12 protein-coding genes and 5 pseudogenes are annotated in these 20,754 nt (G+C 68.8%); 9 read left to right on the top strand and 8 right to left on the bottom strand.

Annotated features, from left to right (window positions below):
• Positions 1–207: 207 nt before the first annotated feature.
• Positions 208–1,812, top strand: a complete 1,605-nt coding sequence (locus ACWC21_RS16895; protein ID WP_450882444.1) for an alpha/beta hydrolase — start codon at positions 208–210, stop codon at positions 1,810–1,812.
• 432 nt (positions 1,813–2,244) lie between these two features.
• Here ACWC21_RS16895 and ACWC21_RS16890 read toward each other — a convergent pair whose 3' ends face one another.
• On the bottom strand, positions 2,245–3,447 hold the full coding sequence (locus tag ACWC21_RS16890; protein WP_450882442.1) for an IS110 family transposase: 1,203 nt from the start codon (positions 3,445–3,447) through the stop codon (positions 2,245–2,247).
• Between the two features lie 246 nt (positions 3,448–3,693).
• On the opposite strand from ACWC21_RS16890, the gene ACWC21_RS16885 reads away from it, so the two are divergent.
• The gene (locus tag ACWC21_RS16885; protein WP_450882440.1) at positions 3,694–4,668 is read left to right on the top strand and encodes a site-specific integrase; all 975 of its coding nucleotides are present in this window, start codon (positions 3,694–3,696) and stop codon (positions 4,666–4,668) included.
• Between the two features lie 235 nt (positions 4,669–4,903).
• Positions 4,904–6,025 carry a PheS-related mystery ligase SrmL gene (gene srmL / locus ACWC21_RS16880; RefSeq protein ID WP_450882438.1) on the top strand — a complete coding sequence of 374 codons (1,122 nt, stop codon included), beginning with the start codon at positions 4,904–4,906 and terminating at the stop codon, positions 6,023–6,025.
• Positions 6,026–6,073: 48 nt separating this feature from the next.
• On the opposite strand, the gene ACWC21_RS16875 is transcribed toward srmL, so the two are convergent.
• Positions 6,074–9,139: a Tn3 family transposase gene (locus tag ACWC21_RS16875; RefSeq protein ID WP_450882436.1), complete on the bottom strand. Its 3,066-nt coding sequence runs from the start codon at positions 9,137–9,139 to the stop codon at positions 6,074–6,076.
• A gap of 61 nt (positions 9,140–9,200) precedes the next feature.
• Complete coding sequence (locus ACWC21_RS16870) at positions 9,201–9,872, bottom strand: SDR family oxidoreductase (protein WP_450882434.1); 672 nt, start codon at positions 9,870–9,872, stop codon at positions 9,201–9,203.
• A 41-nt stretch (positions 9,873–9,913) separates the two neighbouring features.
• Between ACWC21_RS16870 and ACWC21_RS16865 the strand changes: the two are divergent.
• Positions 9,914–10,018 (top strand): annotated as a pseudogene (locus tag ACWC21_RS16865) (hypothetical protein); the annotation flags it as partial.
• 111 nt (positions 10,019–10,129) lie between these two features.
• Here the strand turns inward: ACWC21_RS16865 and ACWC21_RS16860 are convergent.
• Positions 10,130–10,342 (bottom strand): annotated as a pseudogene (locus ACWC21_RS16860) (transposase); the annotation flags it as partial.
• Between the two features lie 6 nt (positions 10,343–10,348).
• Positions 10,349–11,681, bottom strand: a pseudogene (locus ACWC21_RS16855) (ISAzo13 family transposase); the annotation flags it as partial.
• 252 nt (positions 11,682–11,933) lie between these two features.
• Between ACWC21_RS16855 and ACWC21_RS16850 the strand changes: the two are divergent.
• Together ACWC21_RS16850 and ACWC21_RS16845 are read left to right on the top strand one after the other, a co-directional pair.
• On the top strand, positions 11,934–13,175 hold the full coding sequence (locus tag ACWC21_RS16850; protein WP_450882679.1) for an IS4 family transposase: 1,242 nt from the start codon (positions 11,934–11,936) through the stop codon (positions 13,173–13,175).
• Positions 13,176–13,719: 544 nt separating this feature from the next.
• The gene (locus tag ACWC21_RS16845) at positions 13,720–14,169 is read left to right on the top strand and encodes a GNAT family N-acetyltransferase (RefSeq protein WP_450882432.1); all 450 of its coding nucleotides are present in this window, start codon (positions 13,720–13,722) and stop codon (positions 14,167–14,169) included.
• A gap of 420 nt (positions 14,170–14,589) precedes the next feature.
• Here ACWC21_RS16845 and ACWC21_RS16840 read toward each other — a convergent pair whose 3' ends face one another.
• A complete protein-coding gene (locus tag ACWC21_RS16840) occupies positions 14,590–15,966 on the bottom strand; it encodes an IS1380 family transposase (RefSeq protein WP_450882430.1) in 1,377 nt (458 codons plus the stop codon).
• Between the two features lie 217 nt (positions 15,967–16,183).
• Between ACWC21_RS16840 and ACWC21_RS16835 the strand changes: the two genes are divergently transcribed.
• Positions 16,184–17,998 (top strand): N-acetylmuramoyl-L-alanine amidase, encoded by a 1,815-nt coding sequence (locus ACWC21_RS16835; RefSeq protein ID WP_450882428.1) that lies wholly within the window; start codon positions 16,184–16,186, stop codon positions 17,996–17,998.
• Between the two features lie 121 nt (positions 17,999–18,119).
• Here the strand turns inward: ACWC21_RS16835 and ACWC21_RS16830 are convergent, their stop codons facing one another.
• Positions 18,120–18,260: a Gfo/Idh/MocA family oxidoreductase gene (locus tag ACWC21_RS16830; protein ID WP_450882426.1), complete on the bottom strand. Its 141-nt coding sequence runs from the start codon at positions 18,258–18,260 to the stop codon at positions 18,120–18,122.
• A 379-nt stretch (positions 18,261–18,639) separates the two neighbouring features.
• Between ACWC21_RS16830 and ACWC21_RS16825 the strand changes: the two are divergent.
• Positions 18,640–18,957: pseudogene (locus ACWC21_RS16825) on the top strand (DUF5995 family protein); the annotation flags it as partial.
• 171 nt (positions 18,958–19,128) lie between these two features.
• Here the strand turns inward: ACWC21_RS16825 and ACWC21_RS16820 are convergent.
• Positions 19,129–19,602: pseudogene (locus ACWC21_RS16820) on the bottom strand (IS110 family transposase); the annotation flags it as partial.
• Positions 19,603–20,150: 548 nt separating this feature from the next.
• Here ACWC21_RS16820 and ACWC21_RS16815 point away from each other — a divergent pair.
• Complete coding sequence (locus ACWC21_RS16815; protein ID WP_450882424.1) at positions 20,151–20,723, top strand: hypothetical protein; 573 nt, start codon at positions 20,151–20,153, stop codon at positions 20,721–20,723.
• Positions 20,724–20,754 lie beyond the last annotated feature (31 nt).

Here is a 20,754-nt window from a genome sequence, read left to right as displayed (position 1 = left end):
CGGCGTGGTCGGTCCGGAAAGCACGGTCGAGGATTTCACCCGGGTCCCGTACGGCGGGGCCGCCGAGGCGGCCTCGGCCGCGCTCCGGAGGGCTGCCTGACGGCCAAGAGACCATTATCTGACGTGACATCAACTTCCTTGTAATGCAGGGCCGTTGGGGCCATGCTGTGTTCCGTCTGTGAACTCCTGACGCATGAAGGAACACCTGTGCCATCCAACCCCCCACTGCCCCCGCGCCCCAAAGCGCGCAAACGACTGGCTGTCGGAGCCCTCACCACCGCGCTGTTCGGCCAGTTGCTCACCGGGACGTCCGTGGCCTCGCCGTCCGTGCAGAGCCCGTCACCCGGGCTAATAGCCTGGAAGTCCTGCGAACCGCCCTCCGGCAAGAGCGCTTCGGACACGTTCGAGTGCGCCACGCTCAAGGTGCCCGTCGACTGGAAGCGCCCCCACGGCGCCACCATCGACCTGGCCCTGGCCCGCCACCTCGCCACCGACCCCCAGCACCGGATCGGCTCGCTGCTGATCAACCCCGGCGGCCCGGGCGGCTCCGGCGTGGACTTGGTGTTCAAGGCGCCTGACGCCTTCTCTCCCGAACTGCGGGCGCGTTTCGACATCGTGAGCTTCGACCCGCGTGGCGTCAGCCGCAGCAACCCCGTGAAGTGCGACCAGGACCTCCTGGACTCCCAGTGGAAGGCGATCCACCCGGACAGCGCCTCCGCCTTCGCGGCGTTCCGCAAGGGGAACCGCGCTCTCGGCGAGAACTGCCGCAACCTCACGGGACCGCTCGTCGACCACATGGCCACCGCGAACGTCGTGCGCGACGTGGACGCGATCCGCGCCGGCCTCGGCGAGCGGCGGATCAGCTTCTACGGCGCCTCCTACGGCACCCTGATCGAACAGCAGTACGCCGAGCGCTACCCGAACCGCATCCGCGCGATGACCCTCGACTCCACCATGGACCACAGCGTGGGCCCGTGGTCCTACCAGAAGTCCGAGACCGTCGCGGCCGAGGAGTCGTACGGCCAGTTCGCCGACTGGTGCGCCCGCACGTCGTCCTGCGCGATCCACGACCGGGACGCCCGCGCCCTGTTCGACTCGCTGTACAAGCGCGCTCAGGCCGGTGAACTGGTCCTGCCGGACGACCCGTCGCAGAAGGCCACCCCCTGGGACCTCCAGGATCTCGTCGTCAGCGACATGTACACCCCCACCTCCTGGTTCAAGCTCGCGCGGACCCTCAAGGACATGGACGCCGCTGCTCCCGCCGCGGCACAGTCCGTCAAGAAACACGGGGAGGCGACCCCGTTCGCGTACTACCCGGTGCTGTGCCAGGACTACGAGTTCAACCTCCCGTCCTACGCCACCCTCGCCCGCCAGGAACGCGCACTGGCCCGCCTGGCGCCCGTCACCCGTTTCAGCACCATCGGCTGGCAGGACGTGGTCGGCTGCCAGAACTGGCCGACGAAGGTGACCAACCCGCAGCAGAGGCTCCGTGTCGAGGGCACCCCGAAGCTCCTGGTGACCAACAGCCGCTACGACGTGGCCACCCCGTACCCCTGGGCCGTCAACGTGGCCGACCAGCTCGGCAGCGAGGCCGTGTTCCTCACGTACGACGGTGTGGGACACGGCGACTACTGGCGCAGCCCGTGCGCACGGGACGCCATCGACACGTACCTCCTCACGCTGCAGACCCCCCTCCCGGGCACGCACTGCCCCGCGGTCTGGCCGACCGAACCCTCGGCCGAGCGGAGGTCGCTGACCGGCGGCCTCGTCGATCCGCTGCCCGACCTGCTGGGCACAGGGACACACCGGTGAACCGTGTGACGCGGATTTCTCGGACCCGGACCTGAGTCACGGGGCGTGGCCCGACCGGATCCCGGTCGGGCCACGCCCCGTGCCACGTCCACGAGCAGGTTCGTCGGGTGTGGAATCAGCGGACCACACCCGTCACGCGGCGTTGATCAGCGTCCACGGTGTGGGCCGGCCGAGCGCCTGGCGTGGCTTGCTCTCCGCCCAGTGCCGTACCGGGGGTCGAGGGACATCTATGTCAGATCGTGCGCTAAGCCCGACATCGGTCCTGGTAGGCAGCTGACGGAGCGTCGGCGGGCGGACCGGTCTGAAGTCTTCCCACGGATAACACCCCAATATCTGCGGTAACTTGATCCGTCACCTGCGGTGACGTTTTCCGGCCGCTGCGTCAAGCGACCCTGTTATCTGTGGCAAAAAAAGGTGCCCCTATGGTTTTCGTCAATCGGTGGCCGGGGTGGGCGGCTGGTAGAAGGTTCCGTCTCGGAGCATGGCGAAGAGGACGTCGATGCGGCGTCGGGCGAGGCAGACGAGGGCTGCGACGTGGTGCTTTCCCTCGCGTCGTTTCTTGTCGTAGTAGGCGCGTGAGTCAGGCTGTGACAGGGAGGCGAACGCGGCGAGGTAAAAGGCTCTCTTGAGCTGCTTGTTGCCTCGCTGGGAGGGGTGTTCGCCGCGGATGGAGGAGCCGGATCTGCGGGTGGCGGGTGCTAAGCCGGCGTAGGCGGCCAGGTGGCCTGCGGTGGCGAAGCCGCTGCCGTCTCCGACGTCGATGAGGATGCGGGCTGCGGTCCTGACCCCGATGCCGGGCATGGAGGTCAGGACCGGGGAAAGAGGGTGCGCCTCCAGCAGTTCCTCGATCCTGGCCGCGAGGAGTCTGCGTTGGTCGAGCACGGAGGTGAGCGAGGCGGCGAGGCTGGGGACGATCAGTGCAGCAGCGTCGGTGCCCGGAACGACGACGGTCTGCTCATCGAGTGCATCGAAGATGTCTGTGACGAGCCGTTCGGCCATGCGCGGTGCTCTGGGCCGCAGCAGCGAGGTCAGCCGTCGCCGGCCAGCCTTCCGTAACTGTGCTGGTGAGCCGTGGCGTTCGAGGAGGAACAGGACAGCCTGATGGTCCAGGCGCGGTCCCAGGACCCGCTCGAGAGAGGGATGGATCTGGGTCAGGAGCCCGCGCAGACGGTTCTTGATGCGGGTCACCTCGCCGGCCAGGTCGTCGTCGAAGCCCACGAGCATGGTCAGCTCGGAGACGGTCTCGTCGTCTGCCGCCAGGTCCCGCAGGGTGTGCGGCATGGTCCGGGCAGCATCGGCGATGATCGCCGCATCGCGGGCATCGGTCTTCGACTCCCCAGGGTAGAGGTCGGCGATCCGCCGCATCGTGAGACCTGGAAGATAGGCGACCCGGCAACCGACGTCACGCGCGACGCTCAGCGGCAGGGCGCCGATCGAGGCTGGCTGGTCCACCACGACCAGTACCGTTCCATGCTTGGCCTGCAGTTTCTCGAACAGCTCACGCAGCCGTGGCTCGTTGTTGGGCAGCTGCTTGTCGAACACTTTCTTTCCCGATGGAGTCAGTGCGGTGCCGTGATGTTCGCCCTTGCCGACGTCCAGACCGAGGTACACATCGATCTCGTCCGTGTCGTTCACACACCCCTCCCCAGCAGACGCTTCCCGGTCCCACATGCGGCATCAGCGTGCCGGCATCCACGTTACGAAGGCCTGCTCCACCCAGGACGGGTACGAGCGGTCATGCCCCTGATCAGCGGTCTGCCAATGCCTCCGAGACCGGCGACACCACCTTTTCGACCATGACCGACAGGGGGAGCAAGTCATACCGGACCCGGAGACCGGGAACCCCATTACGGGGCCACGGAGAAGGTAACGGGGGAAGCGGTGCCTACCGTCATACAGCTGCCGACCGGGAAGGCGTTGACTGTCCGTGCGGCGGCGGACGTGTTCCTCGACTCGCTCGGCAACCCGAACACGGTCCGGAACTACGGGATCGGGGTGGGCAAGACCGCCGAACGGCTCGGCGAGGCCCGGCCGCTGGAGTCGGTCGCTGACGACGAGATCGGCGAGGCCCTGGAGCTGCTCTGGGGCACCGCGGCAGTCAACACGTGGAACTCCCGCCGGGCGGGAGTACTGTCCTGGCTCGGCTGGTGCCGTGAGCGGGGCTATGAGGGGCCGATAGTCCCGGCCTGGGCCAAGCGGCTGGCGGTGCCGGACTCCGAGACCCCGGCCCGCTCGAAGATGGCGATCGACCGGCTGGTCGCGCGGCGCGAGGTGCAACTGCGGGAGAAGACGCTGTGGCGAATGCTCGACGAGACGGCCGGGCGTGCGGAGGAGATCCTCGGCGTGAACGTCGAGGATTTGGACTTCGCCGGGCGCCGCCGCCCGGTCAAGGCAAAGGGCGCGCGGAGCAAGGCCCGCCGCCGGGGCCAGGCGCGCGAGGACTTCGTGCTGGAGACCGTGTACTGGGACGCCGGCACCGCCCGGCTGCTGCCCCGGCTGCTCAAGGGACGAACCCGCGGGCCGGTGTTCGTCACCCACCGCCGCCCGGGGCCGGGCAAGGTCGTCAGCCCGCGTGACGTGTGCCCGGACACCGGGCTGGCCCGGCTGTCATACGGGCAGGCCCGCGCCCTTCTCGACGAGCACACCGCCGTGCGCGGACCGGGCACGGGCTGGGACCTGCACGAGTACCGTCACTCCGCCCTAACCCACCTCGGCGAGCAGGGTGCGTCGCTGTTGATGCTGATGGCGAAGCCCCGGCACAGGAAACCGGAGAACGTCCGCCGCTACTTCAAGCCGTCTCCAGAGGCGATCGCCGAGATCACCAGCCTGCTGGCACCTGGTGACGCTCGTCGGTGAGCTGGTGGCTGCCTGGTGGAAACAGCGAGACTCGGTGACGTGGGCCAGCTATAGTCCTGGTGTGGCCGTCGCAGCGATCTATCGCCGATTTACCGGCCCCCTGGCCCCCGAAGGGTGCCGCAGGGGTCGGACTTCGCCACGTCTCCAGAGCTGAGTCGGCTGACCCACCGTGCGGCAAGGCCCAGGGGCTTGGGGGTTTCGAATCCCCGTCACTGCTCTTGGCCAGGAGGCCGACATGCCCGCCCACCTTTCCCCTGAACAGCTCGCCCGTGACCTGTCCATCCGGGACCTCACCGACCCTGCCGCCGGACCGCACGCCCTCCAGTTCGTCCTCAACCACGCGGTCGAGGCCTTGACGAACCGCTGGGGCTGTGAGGTCCGCTGGTGCCGCGGCGAGCGCACCGTCACCGTCGAGGACAACTACGACAACCTCGGCTACCGCCCCGACGACATTACCCGCGACGCCCGCTACACCCGCTACGTCGACAACCAGCGCATGCTGCGCAGCCACTCCAGCGCGCTGATCCCGGCCGCGCTGCGTGCCCTGGCCGCGGACCCGGCTGACGACGTGCTCCTGGTCTGCCCCGGACTGGTCTACCGCCGCGACAGCATCGACCGCCTGCACACCGGTACGCCCCACCAGCTCGACCTGTGGCGCATCACCCGCCGCCCGGCCCCCATGACCACGGACGACCTGGACGGAATGGTCACGACCCTCGTCGAAGGGCTACTCCCCGGGGGGAAGCACCGCCACGAGGACCGTGTCCACCCCTACACCCTCTCCGGCCGCCAAGTGGACGTGTATCGCGACGGCGAGTGGATCGAGGTGGCGGAGTGCGGCCTGGCGCATCCGAAGGTGCTTGAGCGGGCCGGCCTCGACGCCTCGTGGAGCGGCCTCGCGCTCGGCATGGGGCTCGACCGGATGCTGATGCTGCTCAAGGGCATCCCGGACATCCGCATCCTGCGCTCGACCGAAGCGTCTGTGGCCGCACAGATGACCGACCTGACCCCTTACCGGGCCGTGTCCGCGATGCCCGCCATCCGCCGGGACCTGTCCGTCGCCGTCGACCGCGACGACCTGGCCGAAGACCTCGGCGACCGGGTCCGCGACGCCCTCGGCCCCGACGCCGACTGTGTGGAAACTGTCGAGATCCTCAGCCAGACGCCGTGCGCCGAACTCCCGCCGCAGGCCCTGGAGCGGCTCGGTGCCCGCCCAGACCAGAAGAACGTCCTGCTCAAGGTGGTCCTGCGGCACCTGGACCGCACCCTCACCGACCACGACGCCAACCTGTTGCGTGATCGCATCTACGCCGCCGTCCACCAGGGCAGCGCCCACCAGTGGGCGACGGTCAGCTGATATGAGTCGAGGGTCGGCGCCTTCCCCGCGGGGGCGCCGACCTGCCAGTCACTCCTCCTCGGACGCCTCGGGGTCGCGGAGTGGCCGCATCCCGCCGGGCAGGTCGGGCAGGTCGGGCAGGTGGAAGGAATAGCGACCCAGCATGTTGATGTGCTGCCGGGCGAACGGGGAGAGGCGGGCCCCATCCTGGTCGCGGACCTCGAAGCCGTCCGCCCGGAGCTGGTTCACCGCGGCGTCCATGTACCGCGTGTTGAACAGCACGAGGGCATTGAGGACCAGTCCCAGGGCGCCGAGCTGGTCCTCCATGCCGTCCTGGTAGCGCTGGTAGAGCTGCCCGGAGCGGCCGTGGAAGATCTTCCGAGCGAGCGCGTGACGGCCCTCCTGGAGATTCGCCTGGCTCTTGATCTGCCGCCGGTAGCCGGGCTCGTCAGCCAGGCGCAGGATGTGCAGGGTCTTGGAGATCCGCCCGTAGTGGGCGATGGCGTCGCCGAGCGGGGTGGGGCGCCCGTCGCGGGACAGCATCCGGATCACGTCGTACGCGCGGACTGCGCCGGTGTGGATGGAGCCGATGATCCGCAGGATGTCCTCCCAGTGCCGTTCGATCCTGGCAAGGTCGACCCGGCCACGGGCCGCGTCCTGGAAGGCGCCGTAGTCGGCGGTGCGGTCGATCCGCCACATCTTCTGGTCCGGCAGGTCAGCGAGCTGCGGGGCGTACGCAAACCCAGCGAGCGTGAGCAGCCCGAAGACGATGTCGCTGTACGAAGCGGTGTCCGTGACGATCATCTCGGGGCGCTTGCCGCCGTCGCGGTCGTAGAGGACGTCCAGCACGTACAGGGAGTCGCGCGGGGTGCCGGCCACCACCTTCCCGCCCAGCCCCGCCGCCTGGTCGTTGATCATGTTCAGCCAGGTTGCCCCGCCCCGGCGCCCGAAGTACTTCGGGTTCGGCCGGGCGTACACCGATGGCACGGGCACGACGAACCGCATACCGTCCACCGAGGCGACCAGGCCGCCGCCCCACGCCTGCGCGAGCGGGATCGACGCCTGGCAGTCGATCAGCGTGACGTTCGCCGCCCGATACGTCGCCAGCCGCAGATATGTCTGGTCGACATGGGACAGCCGCCCGTACTTCAGCGCGTCCGCGGCCCCGATGACCGGGGTGTAGCCGACGTTGCAGCTGTGCGCGACCAGGAGCGCGGCGATCGTCACGTGCAGGTCCTTCAGCCGGGCCTCGCCCCCGGTGACCGAAGTGAACGCCTGGTCAGCCCCGGTCCACGAGAACACCTCCAGCAGCACCTCCGGCAGGTCGACCCGGGGCAGCATCGCCTCCACCGCCTCCCGCAGCTGGCGCAGGGAGGCAGGTTCCGGCTCCGGCTCCAGGGCGGCGAAGTGCAGTCGGCCGTCGTCGTCGAACACGATCTGGGAGTTCGCAGACACCCGTGCGGCGACCTCGCGGTAGGTGCCGTCCAGCAGCGCGGCCCGCGCTGCCAGGTGTTCGCCCGCCCCGGTGGGCAGGCCGAGCGAGGCGAGCACGGTGGGCTTGGCCTGCTCCCACGCGTCCCCGTCCAGCAGCTTCGCGCGGGGATCGCCCCACTTGGAGGAGTTCTTCGCGAGCACCTCCCGCCGGCGCAGCATCCGGTGCATCTGCTCCAGGACACAGAACGCGTACGCCTTCCAGTCCACCGTGCCCGGCTCCAGGTGCGGGGCGGACAGCACCAGACGCCGCCAGGAGCCGGTGAGCAGGCCGGTGTCGATCTCCGCCGGGCCGACCTTCTTACGGCCCATCAGGTCCGGCAGGGTCTTCAGTGCCTTCAGGACCGGCAGGCCCTCCGGGGTGGCGCCGAAGTCGACCACCGTGACCAGCAGTTTCAGGAACGGCCGCACGGTGCTGAACCGGGTGACCAGTTGGGTCCGCCATGCCTCGTCCGCGTCCGAGTCGAGCGGTGGCGTCAGCTCGAACAGTGCGGCGATCGCCGCCGCCAGCTCGTGCCGGGGCACCACCTGCTCGATCCGCTCCCACATCGCCTCCAGCGTCTCCACCTCGGGCGGGGTGATCTCCCCGGTGTCCGTGTCAACCTGCTCGCTGGTGCTGTCGAACACGATCTGGAACGCGGCGGCCAGCTTCGCCGACGCCCTCTCCACGCGCGGCAGGGACTTCAGCTTCTCCTTCGCCGTCTCCCGCTCCGCCCTGGCCAGCAGCTTCGTCGCGATCAGCACCTCCAACAGGTCCAGCGCGTCATCGACCGCCCGAAACGTCAGGTAGACCGCCGTGGCCAGCAGCGTGGCCAGGCGCCGGGAGTCCCCGTGCCGCCTGAGCAGCGACGCCTTGCCATCGATGCCGTACCGGGACAGCTCCGCCAGCCGCCGCGGCGGTATCGCGGACACGTCCACCTCGCCCATCCCGAATGCTGCAATCTCCTCCGCCCGCTCCAGCGCCCACTTCATCTGGGGCCCGGAGATCCGCACCGGCCCCCGGCGCAACCGGTCCAGCTCCGAGATCCGGGCGCCCGGCGGAACGGACAACAGCGAGTCCAGCACCGCCCGCTGGCCGATGCTCAGCAGGCCGTACAGGGTGTCCCACAGCCGGTTGTTCGCCGTCTCCCGAACCGAGCCCACCAACCGGGCCAGTCGACTCGCCCCGGGCAGCAGCACCCTGCGCTCGCGCAGCCACCCAGCCGCTGCGTCGAACAGCGACTTCGGCCCGTCGCCGGTCGTCCAGGCCCGCGCGTCGAGCCACTCGCTCAGCTCGTCCCGCACCTCGGCGAAGTCACGCCAGCCTCCCGCCTCCTGGATCTCCCCGGCATGCGTACGAGCCGTCCCGTCCCGCTCGCCGTACTCCTTAAGGCACGACGGATCGGCGATGCCCAACTGCTCGGCCAGGTATTCGGCCACCCCCGCCGGCACCTGCCGCGGGTCCGGCATGAACCGGCCCAAGTAGCGCACGCTCGTCAGCTGGACCGCGAACCCGAGCCGGTTGTGCGAACGCCGTTTGGCCTGCACCTTCTCCAGATCCGAGTCATCCAGGAAAAAACACCGCTCCAGCTCCGCACGAGACGGCACTCCGTTGAACGCCGCGTACTGGGCTGCCTGTTGATCCGACAGAAACTCGACCGACACCAGGTCCTCCGAAGATCGACAACATCGACCCGCGAAGGCTGCGCCGTACGATCAGCCCAGGTCAAAGCGCCAATCGAGGCCGCGAGGGCTTAGCGCACGATCTGACATGGATGTTCCTCAACCCCCGTACCGATGCCGCCATCACACCGCCCGGGTCGGCCACCGGACGGGTGGGCTGGAACGGCTCGCTCATGCTGGTGTAGCTCTGGAACATCGCCAGCAGCTTCACGGCCTGTTGCTGGACCGGGGAGAGCCACTGCTCGGCCAGCGGCAGGAAGAAGCGGTTCCAGCTCTCGGTGGACACCATCGGCGGCTTGGCGATCGGTTCGACGCCGTGCTCGGCCCGGAACGCGTTGAGGGTGTCGCAGGTGATGTCGACGAGGGCGTCCAGACGCAGGCTGTCCTGGCCTGCGGCGATCACCTCGGCGACCTCGTCCACGGGGCTGATCTCGGCGTAGCCGTCCGGGTCGCCGACAACGACGGCGGCGAGGCCGGAGACGAGCGCGGGGAAGAGGCTGTAAGGGCCGGAGAAGCGGGCGATGCACCCGTCCTCGCGACGTCCCACAACCAGGGGTGGACGGACGATGGTCACCGGTCCGCGGTGCTCGGTCGCCACGATGTCCTCGCACACGGCCTTCGACCACTCGTAGCCGTTACGGTAGCCCTCGAACTCGGCGCCCCGGAGGTCCTCCGGGGCGCGCACGCCACCGACGTAGGCGGTGGAGACATGCACTCGCTGATCTCAACCGGTCCGGACGCCGGGAACGGCCCGCATGGGTCCATCTGATGGCGATGCGACGGCGCAAGACCCTCGTGATCTGCCGCCGCTGCCACGAAGACATCCACGCGGGACGTCCCACCGCACCACTCCGGAAGTGATCACTGGAGAGCCGGATGCCTGGAAATCGGGCCCGTCCGGTTCGGGAAGGGGCCGTCGGAAAAGGACCTCAGCCGGAGGCACCTCGTTGGCGGCCTACTTCACTCGCGGCACGGAATCTTCTCGGCGATGGCCCGGCGAACCATGGCCTTGGCCATGGCCACCTTCGTCTCGAAGGCGACGCTGTCGTCGATGCCTGCCCGTCGACATCGCTCGCGGTCATCCGTCCAGGACGTGGGCAGGTACAGCCGCCGGTCGATCAGCGTGCGTCCGCGGCCAGTTGCATAGGCGAGAAAGACCCCGATCTGGGAGTTCTCCGTGCGTCCCGGGACTTGTAATTGAATAACTAGCAGATTTGATCTGTGGGGTGGTTTCCGATAGGTGCCCCACGGGCCTTCAGCTGCTCCAGGGTGCGGGCGGGCCCTCCGGGCAATGGCGTGACGGTGACTTTGTGCAGGTCCAGGAGACGGTGCCCGTCCTGGAACTGGTTGGACAGATTGGTGCGGGTGACGCCCAGCAAGTGGGCCAGGAGCGTGCTGGTCGCTGCTCTGCGGCGGCGTAACAAGGCCGTCAGCAACCGGTGATAGTGGTCCAGACTGCTGGTCTGCGGGTGGAGATAGCTGCGCGGACGGTGAAAGCGTCGTTGGAATGCGGCCTCGGCCAAGGCGTCCCAGTACGGCTCCGAGACCGCCACCAAGTCGTCGAAGTCAGAGCGGGCCATGCCCGTCAGGGGGGGTCGGTAAGCAGTTCGGTCAGGGCCGGGTCGATCCGGCGACGAGTGCGCAGCGCCTCGGGAGGCTTGGGCGGGGCAGGTGCGAGGGTGTAGTTCCAGTCGCCGTGGAACCCGCTCGGTGTGATCGGCAGAGCGTGGAACTCGGCGGGCGTGACGGTCGTGCCCAGGTGGTAGCTGCCGGTGTCGAGTTCGGCGCCGATCGAAAGCCCGGTCGTGGTGGTCGTTGCGGCAATGGTCTCGAGGACGATCTCGTAGCTGGTCAGCGGCCGTCCTCGCCAGTTCGCGGTGATGTGGCAGAACATCCGGTGTTCTATCTTGTTCCACTTCGATGTGCCAGGTGGGAAGTGGCAGACCGTGACCTCAAGCCCACTCTCCTGCGCGAAGGCGTGCAAGTGCTTCTTCCATGTCCAGCGGCGGGGATCGTTGGAGCCGCCGGAGTCGGCAGTGATCAACAGCCTGGTTGCGTTCGGGTGATCGGCTTGTCCGCGGTGCTGCCACCAGCGGCGGATGGACTCCACCGCGAACTCGGCGGTGTCGTGATCGGTTCCGACGTTGACCCAGCCGCTGTTGTGGGCGATATCGTAGATCCCGAAGGGGATGACCACCGGCTGGCCGCTGGTGATGAAGGTGTGGCAGTCCACCCTGATCGGGTTTCCGCCCGGCCGCCAGGTGCGGCCGGGCCGGTCACGATCACCGAGCCATTCCTTGGCCTTGGTGTCGACGCTGATCACGGGCTGGTCGGCATCGAGGAAAGCGGTGGCGGTCGCGTTCAGGTGGGCGAACTGGGCATCGCGGTCCGGATGGCGGGCGCCTTCGGTGGTCTTCGCGGTGGCCTGGAGGCTGAAGCCCAAAGCGTGCAGTAGGTGTCCGACGGTCGCGGCGCTGACCGGATGGTTTTGCGCCGTCAGGGTCGACGCCGGCCTGCGGAGAGCTTGTTCCAACGGCCGCGGCAGGGAACGCGGACGGCTAGGCCGGCGCCCTGGTAGGCCTTGTCCGCCCAGCACCGGATGTTCGCGGTGTCTCGTCGATCAGGTCGAGTACGAGCAGCCACTTCTTCACATGCCCAGGCGGGTCAGGATCTGTCTGCTCGCTGGCCGGGTCCCAGGACTTGGGCCAATGCCACTGACCTTAAGGTCATCTGTCTGTTTCGGGTGTCGGTCCTTGCGTAAAGTTCCGTTGTGGCCATGGATGTTGACGGGGTGTCGTCGGGTTCGCTGCAGGAGTTCATGTCGTTCGGGGTGCTGGCCTCGGAGCTGCCCAGGGAGGCCGTGGACGATGTCGTTGCCGCGCATGGCAAGCAGCCCAGGCGGCGGGACTCCAAACTGCCTGCGCACGTGATGGTGTACTTCGCACTTGCGCTGGGGCTGTGGTCGGGTGACGACTACGAGCAGGTGATGGCCCAGCTCACGGACCGGCTCGGGGGCCTGGGCGGCTGGGAGGCCGGCTGGGAGGCCCCGACCTCGGGCGGGATCACCAAGGCCCGGCAGCGGCTGGGGCCCGGGGTGCTGGCGGACTTGTACGAGCGGCTGGCCGAGCCGGTCGCGGAGATCCTCACCCCGGGGGCCTGGGCCGGGAGGTGGCGGCTTGCGGCCGTGGACGGCACCGTGGTCGACCTGCCCGACACTCCTGCCAACGACGCATACTTCGGCCGGCCGGGCGACGCCGCCGCGCCGGGTCCGTTCCCGCAGGCCAGGGTCGTGGCGCTGGCCGAGGTCGGGACCCGCGCCACCTTCGGCGCGGCGATCGGCCCGGTCCGCGGCGACGGCACCGGGGAACGCGCCCTGGCCCGCACCCTGTACCCGCGCCTGGAAGAGGACATGCTGCTGCTGGCCGACCGCGGCTTCTACTCCTTCGAGCAGTGGTGCGCCGCCGCCGGGCACTGCGAGCTGCTGTGGCGGCTGAAAGACGGCATCGACCTGCCCGTGGTCGAGGTCCTCACCGACGGCACCTTCACCAGCCTGGTCTTCGCCCCCGGCACCCGCGCCCAGCAGCGGGCCCGCCTGCTCGGGGCCGCCCGCGCCGGACAGGACATCGACCCGGACCGCGCCCGCCTGGTCCGCGTCATCGAGTACGACATCGCCGAAACCACAGGCAGTGAACTGTTCTGCCTGATCACCACGCTCCTGGACCCCCGCACGGCGAGCGCACCGCTGCTCGCGTCCGCCTACGCCTCCCGCTGGGAGGAGGAGACCGCCATCGGCGAGATCAAGGCGAACCTGCTGCCGCCCGCCAAGGTCCTGCGCTCCAAGAGCCCGGAGATGGCCCAACAGGAGCTCCACGCCATCCTCCTCCTGCACTGGGCCCTGTCCGCGGTCCGCGCCCGCGCTGCCACTCACGCCCAGGTCGACCCCGACCGGATCCAGTTCACCCGCATGCTCAAGACCGTCCGCCGCCGTGTCCGCGACACCGCGGCTTTTCCCCCCTGAACAGCGAGAACAGATCGCAGCCGAGCGCGTCCGCCTCGAAGCCGGACTCGTCAAGCCCCGACACCTCCACCGGCCCAGGCGGCCCCCCAGCTACCCACGAGTCGTCAAGAAGCCCCGCAGCAGCAGCTTCCCCGTCAAGCGACCCCACCATCAGGGCACACCGAACCGGCCCACAACCATCCGCCACCGGCCGATGCCACACCCATGATCAACTTAAGGTCAGTGGCATTGGGACTTGGGCAGGAACAGCCGCCAGTTCACGGGCGTGGAGGCGTATTCATGAGCCAAGTGCAGTGAGAGTCGGGTAAGACGGTCGCATTGCTGCGACGGTCCCGCCTCGGAACCGGCCGTGCCGCAGAGATCCACAGCCGTTGCCCCGCTCGTCGGTCGAGACCAGGAACAACAGGCCGAGTGAACCGTTCCGGGTTCGGTATCCGTGACACTGACACAGTTCCGCTTGAGTAATTGCCACTCATTCACACGCTTGCCCCAACGGATTGAGCAGAGTTCCGCAGCAGCTATGCAGTATGCGAGCATCGGAGACATGATCTTGCGCGCCGCTGTCATCGACGAATTGGAAGCTGTTCTCTCGCTTGCGATCGCCTTCTACAAGGAGGACAACTTTTCGACTCCGGAGAGCGACTTGCGTACCAACCTCTCCACGCTCATCACCTCTCCGGTTGCCCGTGTCGCCGTCAGCCAGGTAAGCGGCAAGATCGCCGCGTTTGCGATCACGACAACTGTTTTCGGTCTGGAGGGCGGCCTGGTTGCGGAACTGGAGGACCTCTACGTTGCTCCCGACGCTCGCAAGCAGGGACTCGCCGAACGATTGATTGATGACGCCGCACAGTGGGCTCGGACGCAGGGCTGTAGGCACATTCAGGTCGTCATCGCCCCTAACGGCCAAGACGTCACTCATCTGTTTGCCTACTATGGCAAGCGCGGTTTTTGCGATGACGGGCGTCGCGTCTTGGGCCGTTCGCTCTGCGGGTGAGACACCGGGGCATCGCTACGTGGGAATCGGACCCAGGTGCGCAATGCCGACGATCTGTGGTGCGACTGACCACAGCCGGCCCCCTACGCGTCGTGGAACCGTGATCGCGCCAGGACCCTCCGTCATGATGAACTGCCGCTCCCTGGGCCGAGGTTGACGTAAGTTCCCCCTGAGGTGGATCATCCACTTCGCAGAAGCCGACGGACGACGGCGCAGAGTTCGCGCAGCTCAGGTCCGGGGGACCTTCATGACCATTAGCCTCGATCTTTCGCGAGGGTCCGCCGACGGAGTCGGTGGGCCCTTTCGCTTTCCGGAGCTGGCGATAGGCAGGCCGGTGTCCCGGTTGTCGCGTCGGGTGGGCGCCGGGTTCCACGGCCCGGGATCGGGTGGCGCTGTCGTCGGGACGGTTGAGGTTGCTGGTCAGCCGGGGGTGGGCAGGAGCGTGAGCCGTTCGAGAGCGGCGGTGATCTCGCCGGTCCAGGGCCAGTGCTGGGTGAGGCGGAGAATCCTGCGTCGGCCGGTGGTGACGAGCTGGGCGGCCGCGGAGAACAGGCGGAAACGCAGGCGGCGGGGTTCCCAGAGGCGGGCCTTGCCGGTGAGAGCGAGCATGGGCATCCAGGCCAGCAGGTCGAGGGCGATCTGGACGATCTCGAGCCAGACCTTGTTCTGGGCTGTTGTGTGCAGGGGCAGGTTGCGCAGGCCGGTGGCCCGGGCGGCTCGGATACGGTCCTCGGCCCGGGCCCGCAGCCGGTGACGGAGCTCGAGCTCGGCGATCGGCCGGTGGGGGCTATTGGTCGCGAAGCACGTGATCCGCATGCCGTCCGCGTCCGTGATCCTCAACTGAGCACCAGGATGGGGCCGTTCCTTTCGGACGATCAGTCGCATGCCCTTGGGCCAGCCGTCCAGGAGTTTGCCGGTGAGCTCGGCGACCCAGGCCCCGTCACGGGCCTCACCGCTGGTCTCGACGGCCGGGGTCCAGGCCGAGGCGGGGACCTTCAGCACGTGTTCGTGGATCGCTTCGGTGACCGTCATGCCGACCGAGTAGGACAGCCATCGGCCTCGTCGCGCGAGCCAGGACACGAAGTCGTGGGTGCCGCCCGCGGAGTCGGTGCGGATCAGGGTCTGCTGCCCTCGCCGGTAGTGCTTCGGCAGTTGAGCCAGGGCGAGTTGGGCGGCGGTGATGTGGTCGGCTGCCGTGTTGGAGCCCGCGTTTCCCGGCCGGAGCAGGGCGGCGACGGGCTCGCCGGTTCCGCCCGGTCCGTGGTCGACGAAGGCGGTCAGGGGGTGATGGCCGTAGGTCTTCTTCCAGGTCGCGGCCGCGTCTTCCTTGTCGGAATGCGCGATCACGAGGACACCGTCGAGATCGACGATGACCTGGCCGTCGGCGTCGGGGGCGTTCTCGCCGGCCAACGACCAGGCACGGTGGCGGGCTTCGGACCGTGCGGACCGGATGGCCTGCAGGGCTTTCTCGCCGGAGGCGGCGAGGGTGTCGATCAGGCGGGAGATGGTCGGGTCGGAGGCGACCAGGCCGAAGACGGCCGGCTCACACCGCAGCATCGCGATGTCCGCGAGGCAGTCCCCGCCCAGTGCGACCGCCAGTGCGACGTCCAGAAGGGCCTTGCCGGGATCGTGGACGGCCCGCGGTTTGCGCCACGGACCCAGAGCCTGGGATATGGCCTGGTCAAGACCGGTCTTGCGGACCGTTTCGACGAGCAGGACCGACCCGGCCTGGGAGACGACCTGGCGGCCGTCGTCCTGGACACGGACGCGGGGATAGGACCCGATACAGTACTTCACCTGGGAAGTGCCTCCGGCGCCGGCAGGAACAAGGACCTCGACAATCCTCATTCTTGCTGGTCAGAGGCACTTTCTGCTTTCCTGACCGCCTGCCGGACAGCCCGCTTCATGAAAGCGCGAGGTTAGCAGTATCAGACGCGGACGCGCGTCGAAGCGCCGCCGTGTCGGCCTGCTGGCCGCCCTCGCGCTCGCCGTCGGGGGCGGCATGGCGGTGCCGATGACGGCACTGGCTACCGGTGAGGCCGCACCTGCGGCGACCGGTCTGCAGCAGGACTTCAAGGACGCCGCCGACGCGTATCACGTCCCGCGTCAGGTCCTGCTGGCGGTGGCGTACCAGGAGTCCGCCTGGGAGACCCATCCCGGGCAGCACAGCACGGACGGCGGCTACGGGCCGATGCACCTGACCGACGTCACCCCCGCCATGATGGCCGGCGGCGACGCGGGCGCGGCGGGCCGCGGCGATCTGACGAAGCTGGCCGCCGACCCGGCCCTGCACACCGTGCAGGCCGCCGCGAAGCTGACCGGCCTGTCGGCGCAGAAACTGCGCACCGACCCGTCCGCCAACATCCGCGGCGGCGCGGCCTTGCTCGCCTCGTACCAGAAAGCGGCGACCGGCTCCACCTCCGCGCAGCCCTCCGACTGGTACGCGGCCGTGGCCCGTTACAGCCAGTCCACCCGGCGCCAGGGCGCCGAGGCCTTCGCCGACCGTGTCTTCGCCACGATGAAGAAGGGCGCGCACCGCACCACGACCGACGGCACGCGCGTGACCCTGACCGCCGACGCCGATATCCGCCCGGCCACCGGTCAGTTGGCCGCGCTACACCTGAAGACCGCGGCCGCCACCGCCACCGAGTGCCCCACCACCGTCGCCTGCACCTTCGTCCCGGCGTCGCCCTCCAACGGCCAGGTCTCCAACCGTCCCGCCAACGGCATCCGGATCGACACCATCGTCATCCACGACACCGAGAGCTCCTACGACGCCGCCATCACCACCTTCGAGCGGGCGGGCGGGTCCGCGGCGCACTACGTGATGCGCTCCTCCGACGGCGCCGTCACGCAGATGGTCCCCACAAAGGACCTCGCCTTCCACGCGGGCAACTACTCCACCAACATGCACTCGATCGGCATCGAGCACGAGGGCTACGCCGCCCATGGCGCGACCTGGTACACCGAGGCGCAGTACGAGGCCACGGCCGACCTGGTGAAGTACCTCGCCGCCCGCTTCGGCATACCGCTGGACCGCGAGCACATCATCGGCCACGACAACGTCGCCGGCCCCAAGTCCTCCCTCGTCTCCGGCATGCACTGGGACCCGGGCCCGGGCTGGGACTGGAACCACTTCATGAGCCTGCTCGGGGTGCACACCGGGACCCACGGTGTCGGCCCCGTCGGCTCGGTCGTCACCATCGCCCCACGCTTCGACGACACCGCGCAGACCCTCCAGATCTGCCCCTCCGACGACCCGACCGGCGCCACCACCGCCTGCACCGAGACGCAGCAGCAGGCGAACTTCGTCTATCTGCGCACCGAGCCCAGCGACACCGCCCCGCTCTTCGGCGACCAGGCCATCCATCCCGGCGCGGCCGGCACCGACCGGATCAACGACTGGGGCGGCACGGCCGTGGCCGGTCAGCAGTTCGTAGTCGCCGACCAGGACGGCGACTGGACCGCCATCTGGTACAGCGGCGCCAAGGCGTGGTTCTACAACCCGGACGGCTGCAACACCGCGCCGGCCCAGGGCGTGAAGGTGATCACGGCGGCCGGCAGCTCCCCGGTGGCGGTGTACGGTTCCAGCTACCCCGACGCCACCGAGTACCCCTCGGGCCTGTCGCCCTCCACGCAGGCCCCGCTGAGCATGTACATGGTCCCCACCGGCCAGGCCTACGTGGCGACCACCGCACCGTCCCTCACGGACGACTACTTCCCCTCCAGCGGGCGGGTCGTCACCGGCGCCAAGGCGATGTACACCATCCAGTACAACCACCGCGTCGCCCTCGTGTACGCGGCGAACGTCACGGCCACGGACGCCTGACACCCGGCTGAGAGCACACCGACGGACAACCCCGGTGCCCAGGAAGTCCCCCGCTTCCTGGGCACCGGCCGTACCCGGGCCGTCGGCAGGACCTTCCCCGTACGACCGCAGAGGCCGCCCATCAGCTCGGCAGCGCCACCGGCTGGCCCGTGCGCAGTGACTCGTATGCCGCCAGTACCACCCGCAGGGACCGCAGGCCCGCCTCCCTTCCCGCGGCCGGGCGGCGGCTGGTGCGGGCCGTGTCCAGGAAGGCCTCCAGCATGGCCGTAGCGGGCGCTGGCGGTGGCGGTGTCGAAGCCGTCCGACAGACGGGGAAGGGCGTCGAGTTCGACGATCGCTCGCTCGCCCGCGCAGGTGAGTGTCAGGCCAATCAGGTCGGGTGATCGCAAGGATGTTCCAGCCGAGTCGACGGCGGCCACCGTGCCGCCGGGGTAGCTGATGGTGACCAGTCCCGCTGTCTCCACTCTCGGCCAGGACGGCGCCCTGACCGGCGCGCGGTCCGCGTCGCCCTCTCCCTGTCGAGGTGTTCCTGCACACCCGTCCGACGAGCCTGGTCACGCGGGTGCGACAGGACACGAGCGTCAACTGCGCTGGGAGGGCCGCGTCGACCTCCACCGACGTCGCGCACCTCCTCCGACGGCGTGAACGGACTTGCCGGCATCGTGCGGGACGCTGGCCGTGCCGGTGACCGGATCGGCTACTTCACGGCGCCGTACCGGCAGGTGACCGTTGAGGTCCGTTCAGCCATTCACGCCGGGCAGTTCGAGGACGGCGCCCGTATGGACCGCTTCGACACGCACTTCGCCAACCGCTACTTCGAGGCGTATGACGCCTGGCGTCGGGACCAGAGCGGGCCTCGCTGCTGGCGCGAGGCGTTCGGGCTGCTCAGGGACGACGACACCATCATCGTCCAGCACCTGATACTCGGCGTGAACGCGCACATCAACCTCGACCTGGCCGTCGCTGCGGCGCGCACGAGCCCCGGTCAGGACATCCACGAGCTGCGGCACGACTTCCTGCTGACTCAACGACATCCTCGGGCGGGTGGTGCTGGCCGTGCAGGACTCGGTCGACGCCCTGTCGCCCTTCATGTCGCTGCTGGACAAGGTCGGCGGCCGCACCGACGAGCCCGCGTCCTCCAGCTCCTTCTCCAGGCGCTGGACTTCCCGGGACCGCTCCGCGGTCAGGCTGGTGCGGTAGCGGGTCAGGTCCCGCAGGTGCCGGATCGGCTCGGGCGGCACGAACGACGCCTTGAGCAGGCCGCATTCGCCGAGCTGGCACAGCCAGGCGGCATCGGCGACGTCGGTCTTTCGGCCCGGCAGGCCCTTGGCGTGCGCGGCGTTGACCAGGATCACGTTCAGGCAGTCCTCCAGCAGGTAGAAGGCACCTCGCCAGTAGTCGCCCGTCGCTTCCAGCATCACGAGGGTGACCTTCTCGGCGAGCAGCCAGTCCCGCAGCTCGAGCAGGGAGTTGGTCACGGTGGCGAACGTACGGATCTCCTGCCGGCGCGAACGCCTGCCAGAAGGACTCGGGGTGCGGACGCACGCCTTGAGGTCCTTCTTGCCGATATCCAGCGCGGCACACCGCTCATGCAGTACGTCCACGAACCCCTCCCCGGCAACGACGTGACATGCCAACGGCACGCCGTCCGGAGGGACCACAGGGCTGAAGAGTCTGGTCCGCGTGCTGTCGCAACAATTGACGGTCCCTGTCAGCGATCCCCATCGCCATCCTGACACGCGAGCTCACAGGCATCACAGTGAAACCGGCGTTCCGGACGGAGCAGACCCATTTTCCCGCCTCCACGGCGGCCAGCGCAGCGGCCTGGGTTCCTGACAGGAAAAGCCCGTGCCCGAGGGATGGACGGGTATCCGGCCGCCGCCACGGTTGCGTCTGCGGAGGAAGGACAGTGAGCCGCCTCCATGTCTTCGCCATGGACGGCACCCTGCTGCGTGGGACCACCGTCCCTGTGTGGGGAGCTGTATGCAGTGAGCGCAGGCGCCAGAGAGAGACATGCACCGGGGGCGCAGGGCCCATGGATCAGTAAGTCTTTTTCGGGCTTGTGTCATCCAGGTCTGGGGTGGATGGGGTTTAGGAGGGTGGAGAGGCGCCCTCCACCCTGTTCGCTGAGATCCGCAAGGAGATTTCATTCATGACACGAATGAAGAAGTACATGGCGGCCGCGGCGGCCGCGGCCACGCTGGTGGCGATGCCGACGATGGCGCACGCGTTTGTGCCGGCCAAGGCCTCGGTGGCTACTGAGCAGGTGGCCGCTGCCGCCTCCAAGTCGGCTTCGACGGTACGGGTGGTGGCTTCGGGTGAGCGGGTGCAGGCCGCGCCGGGGGTGCAGTTGTGGCTGACCAAGGACGGCAAGCACTGGTCCACGCCCACTCAGGCGAATCAGTTCCGCAGCGTCGCCGACGGCAACATCGACCGCAGCCAGCCCGGCGTGAGCCTGGAGGCCGAGCCGGTGGGCGGCCGGTACTTCCTGTCCGGGATCTACAACGGCAAGGGTGACGCGGCCAGCGTCAAGGTCGTCACCGACCGCGGCACGATTACTGGCAACGTGGTCCACCTGTCCGGCCAGCCCGGCTGGGGTGCCTGGTACGCCACCAGCAAGCTCCCCGCCGGGCCGAAGAGCAAGGACTCCAAGCACAACTTCGTCCACAGCGTCACTGTCTCCGACGCCGCAGGCCACACCATCGCCACCCGGACCCTCCCGTAACGCGTTCGACCCGCGTGGGGATCCGGAGGTC

This window comes from Streptomyces sp. NPDC001348 (genome assembly GCF_053597535.1).
This window is presented reverse-complemented; position numbering and strand designations above follow the sequence as displayed.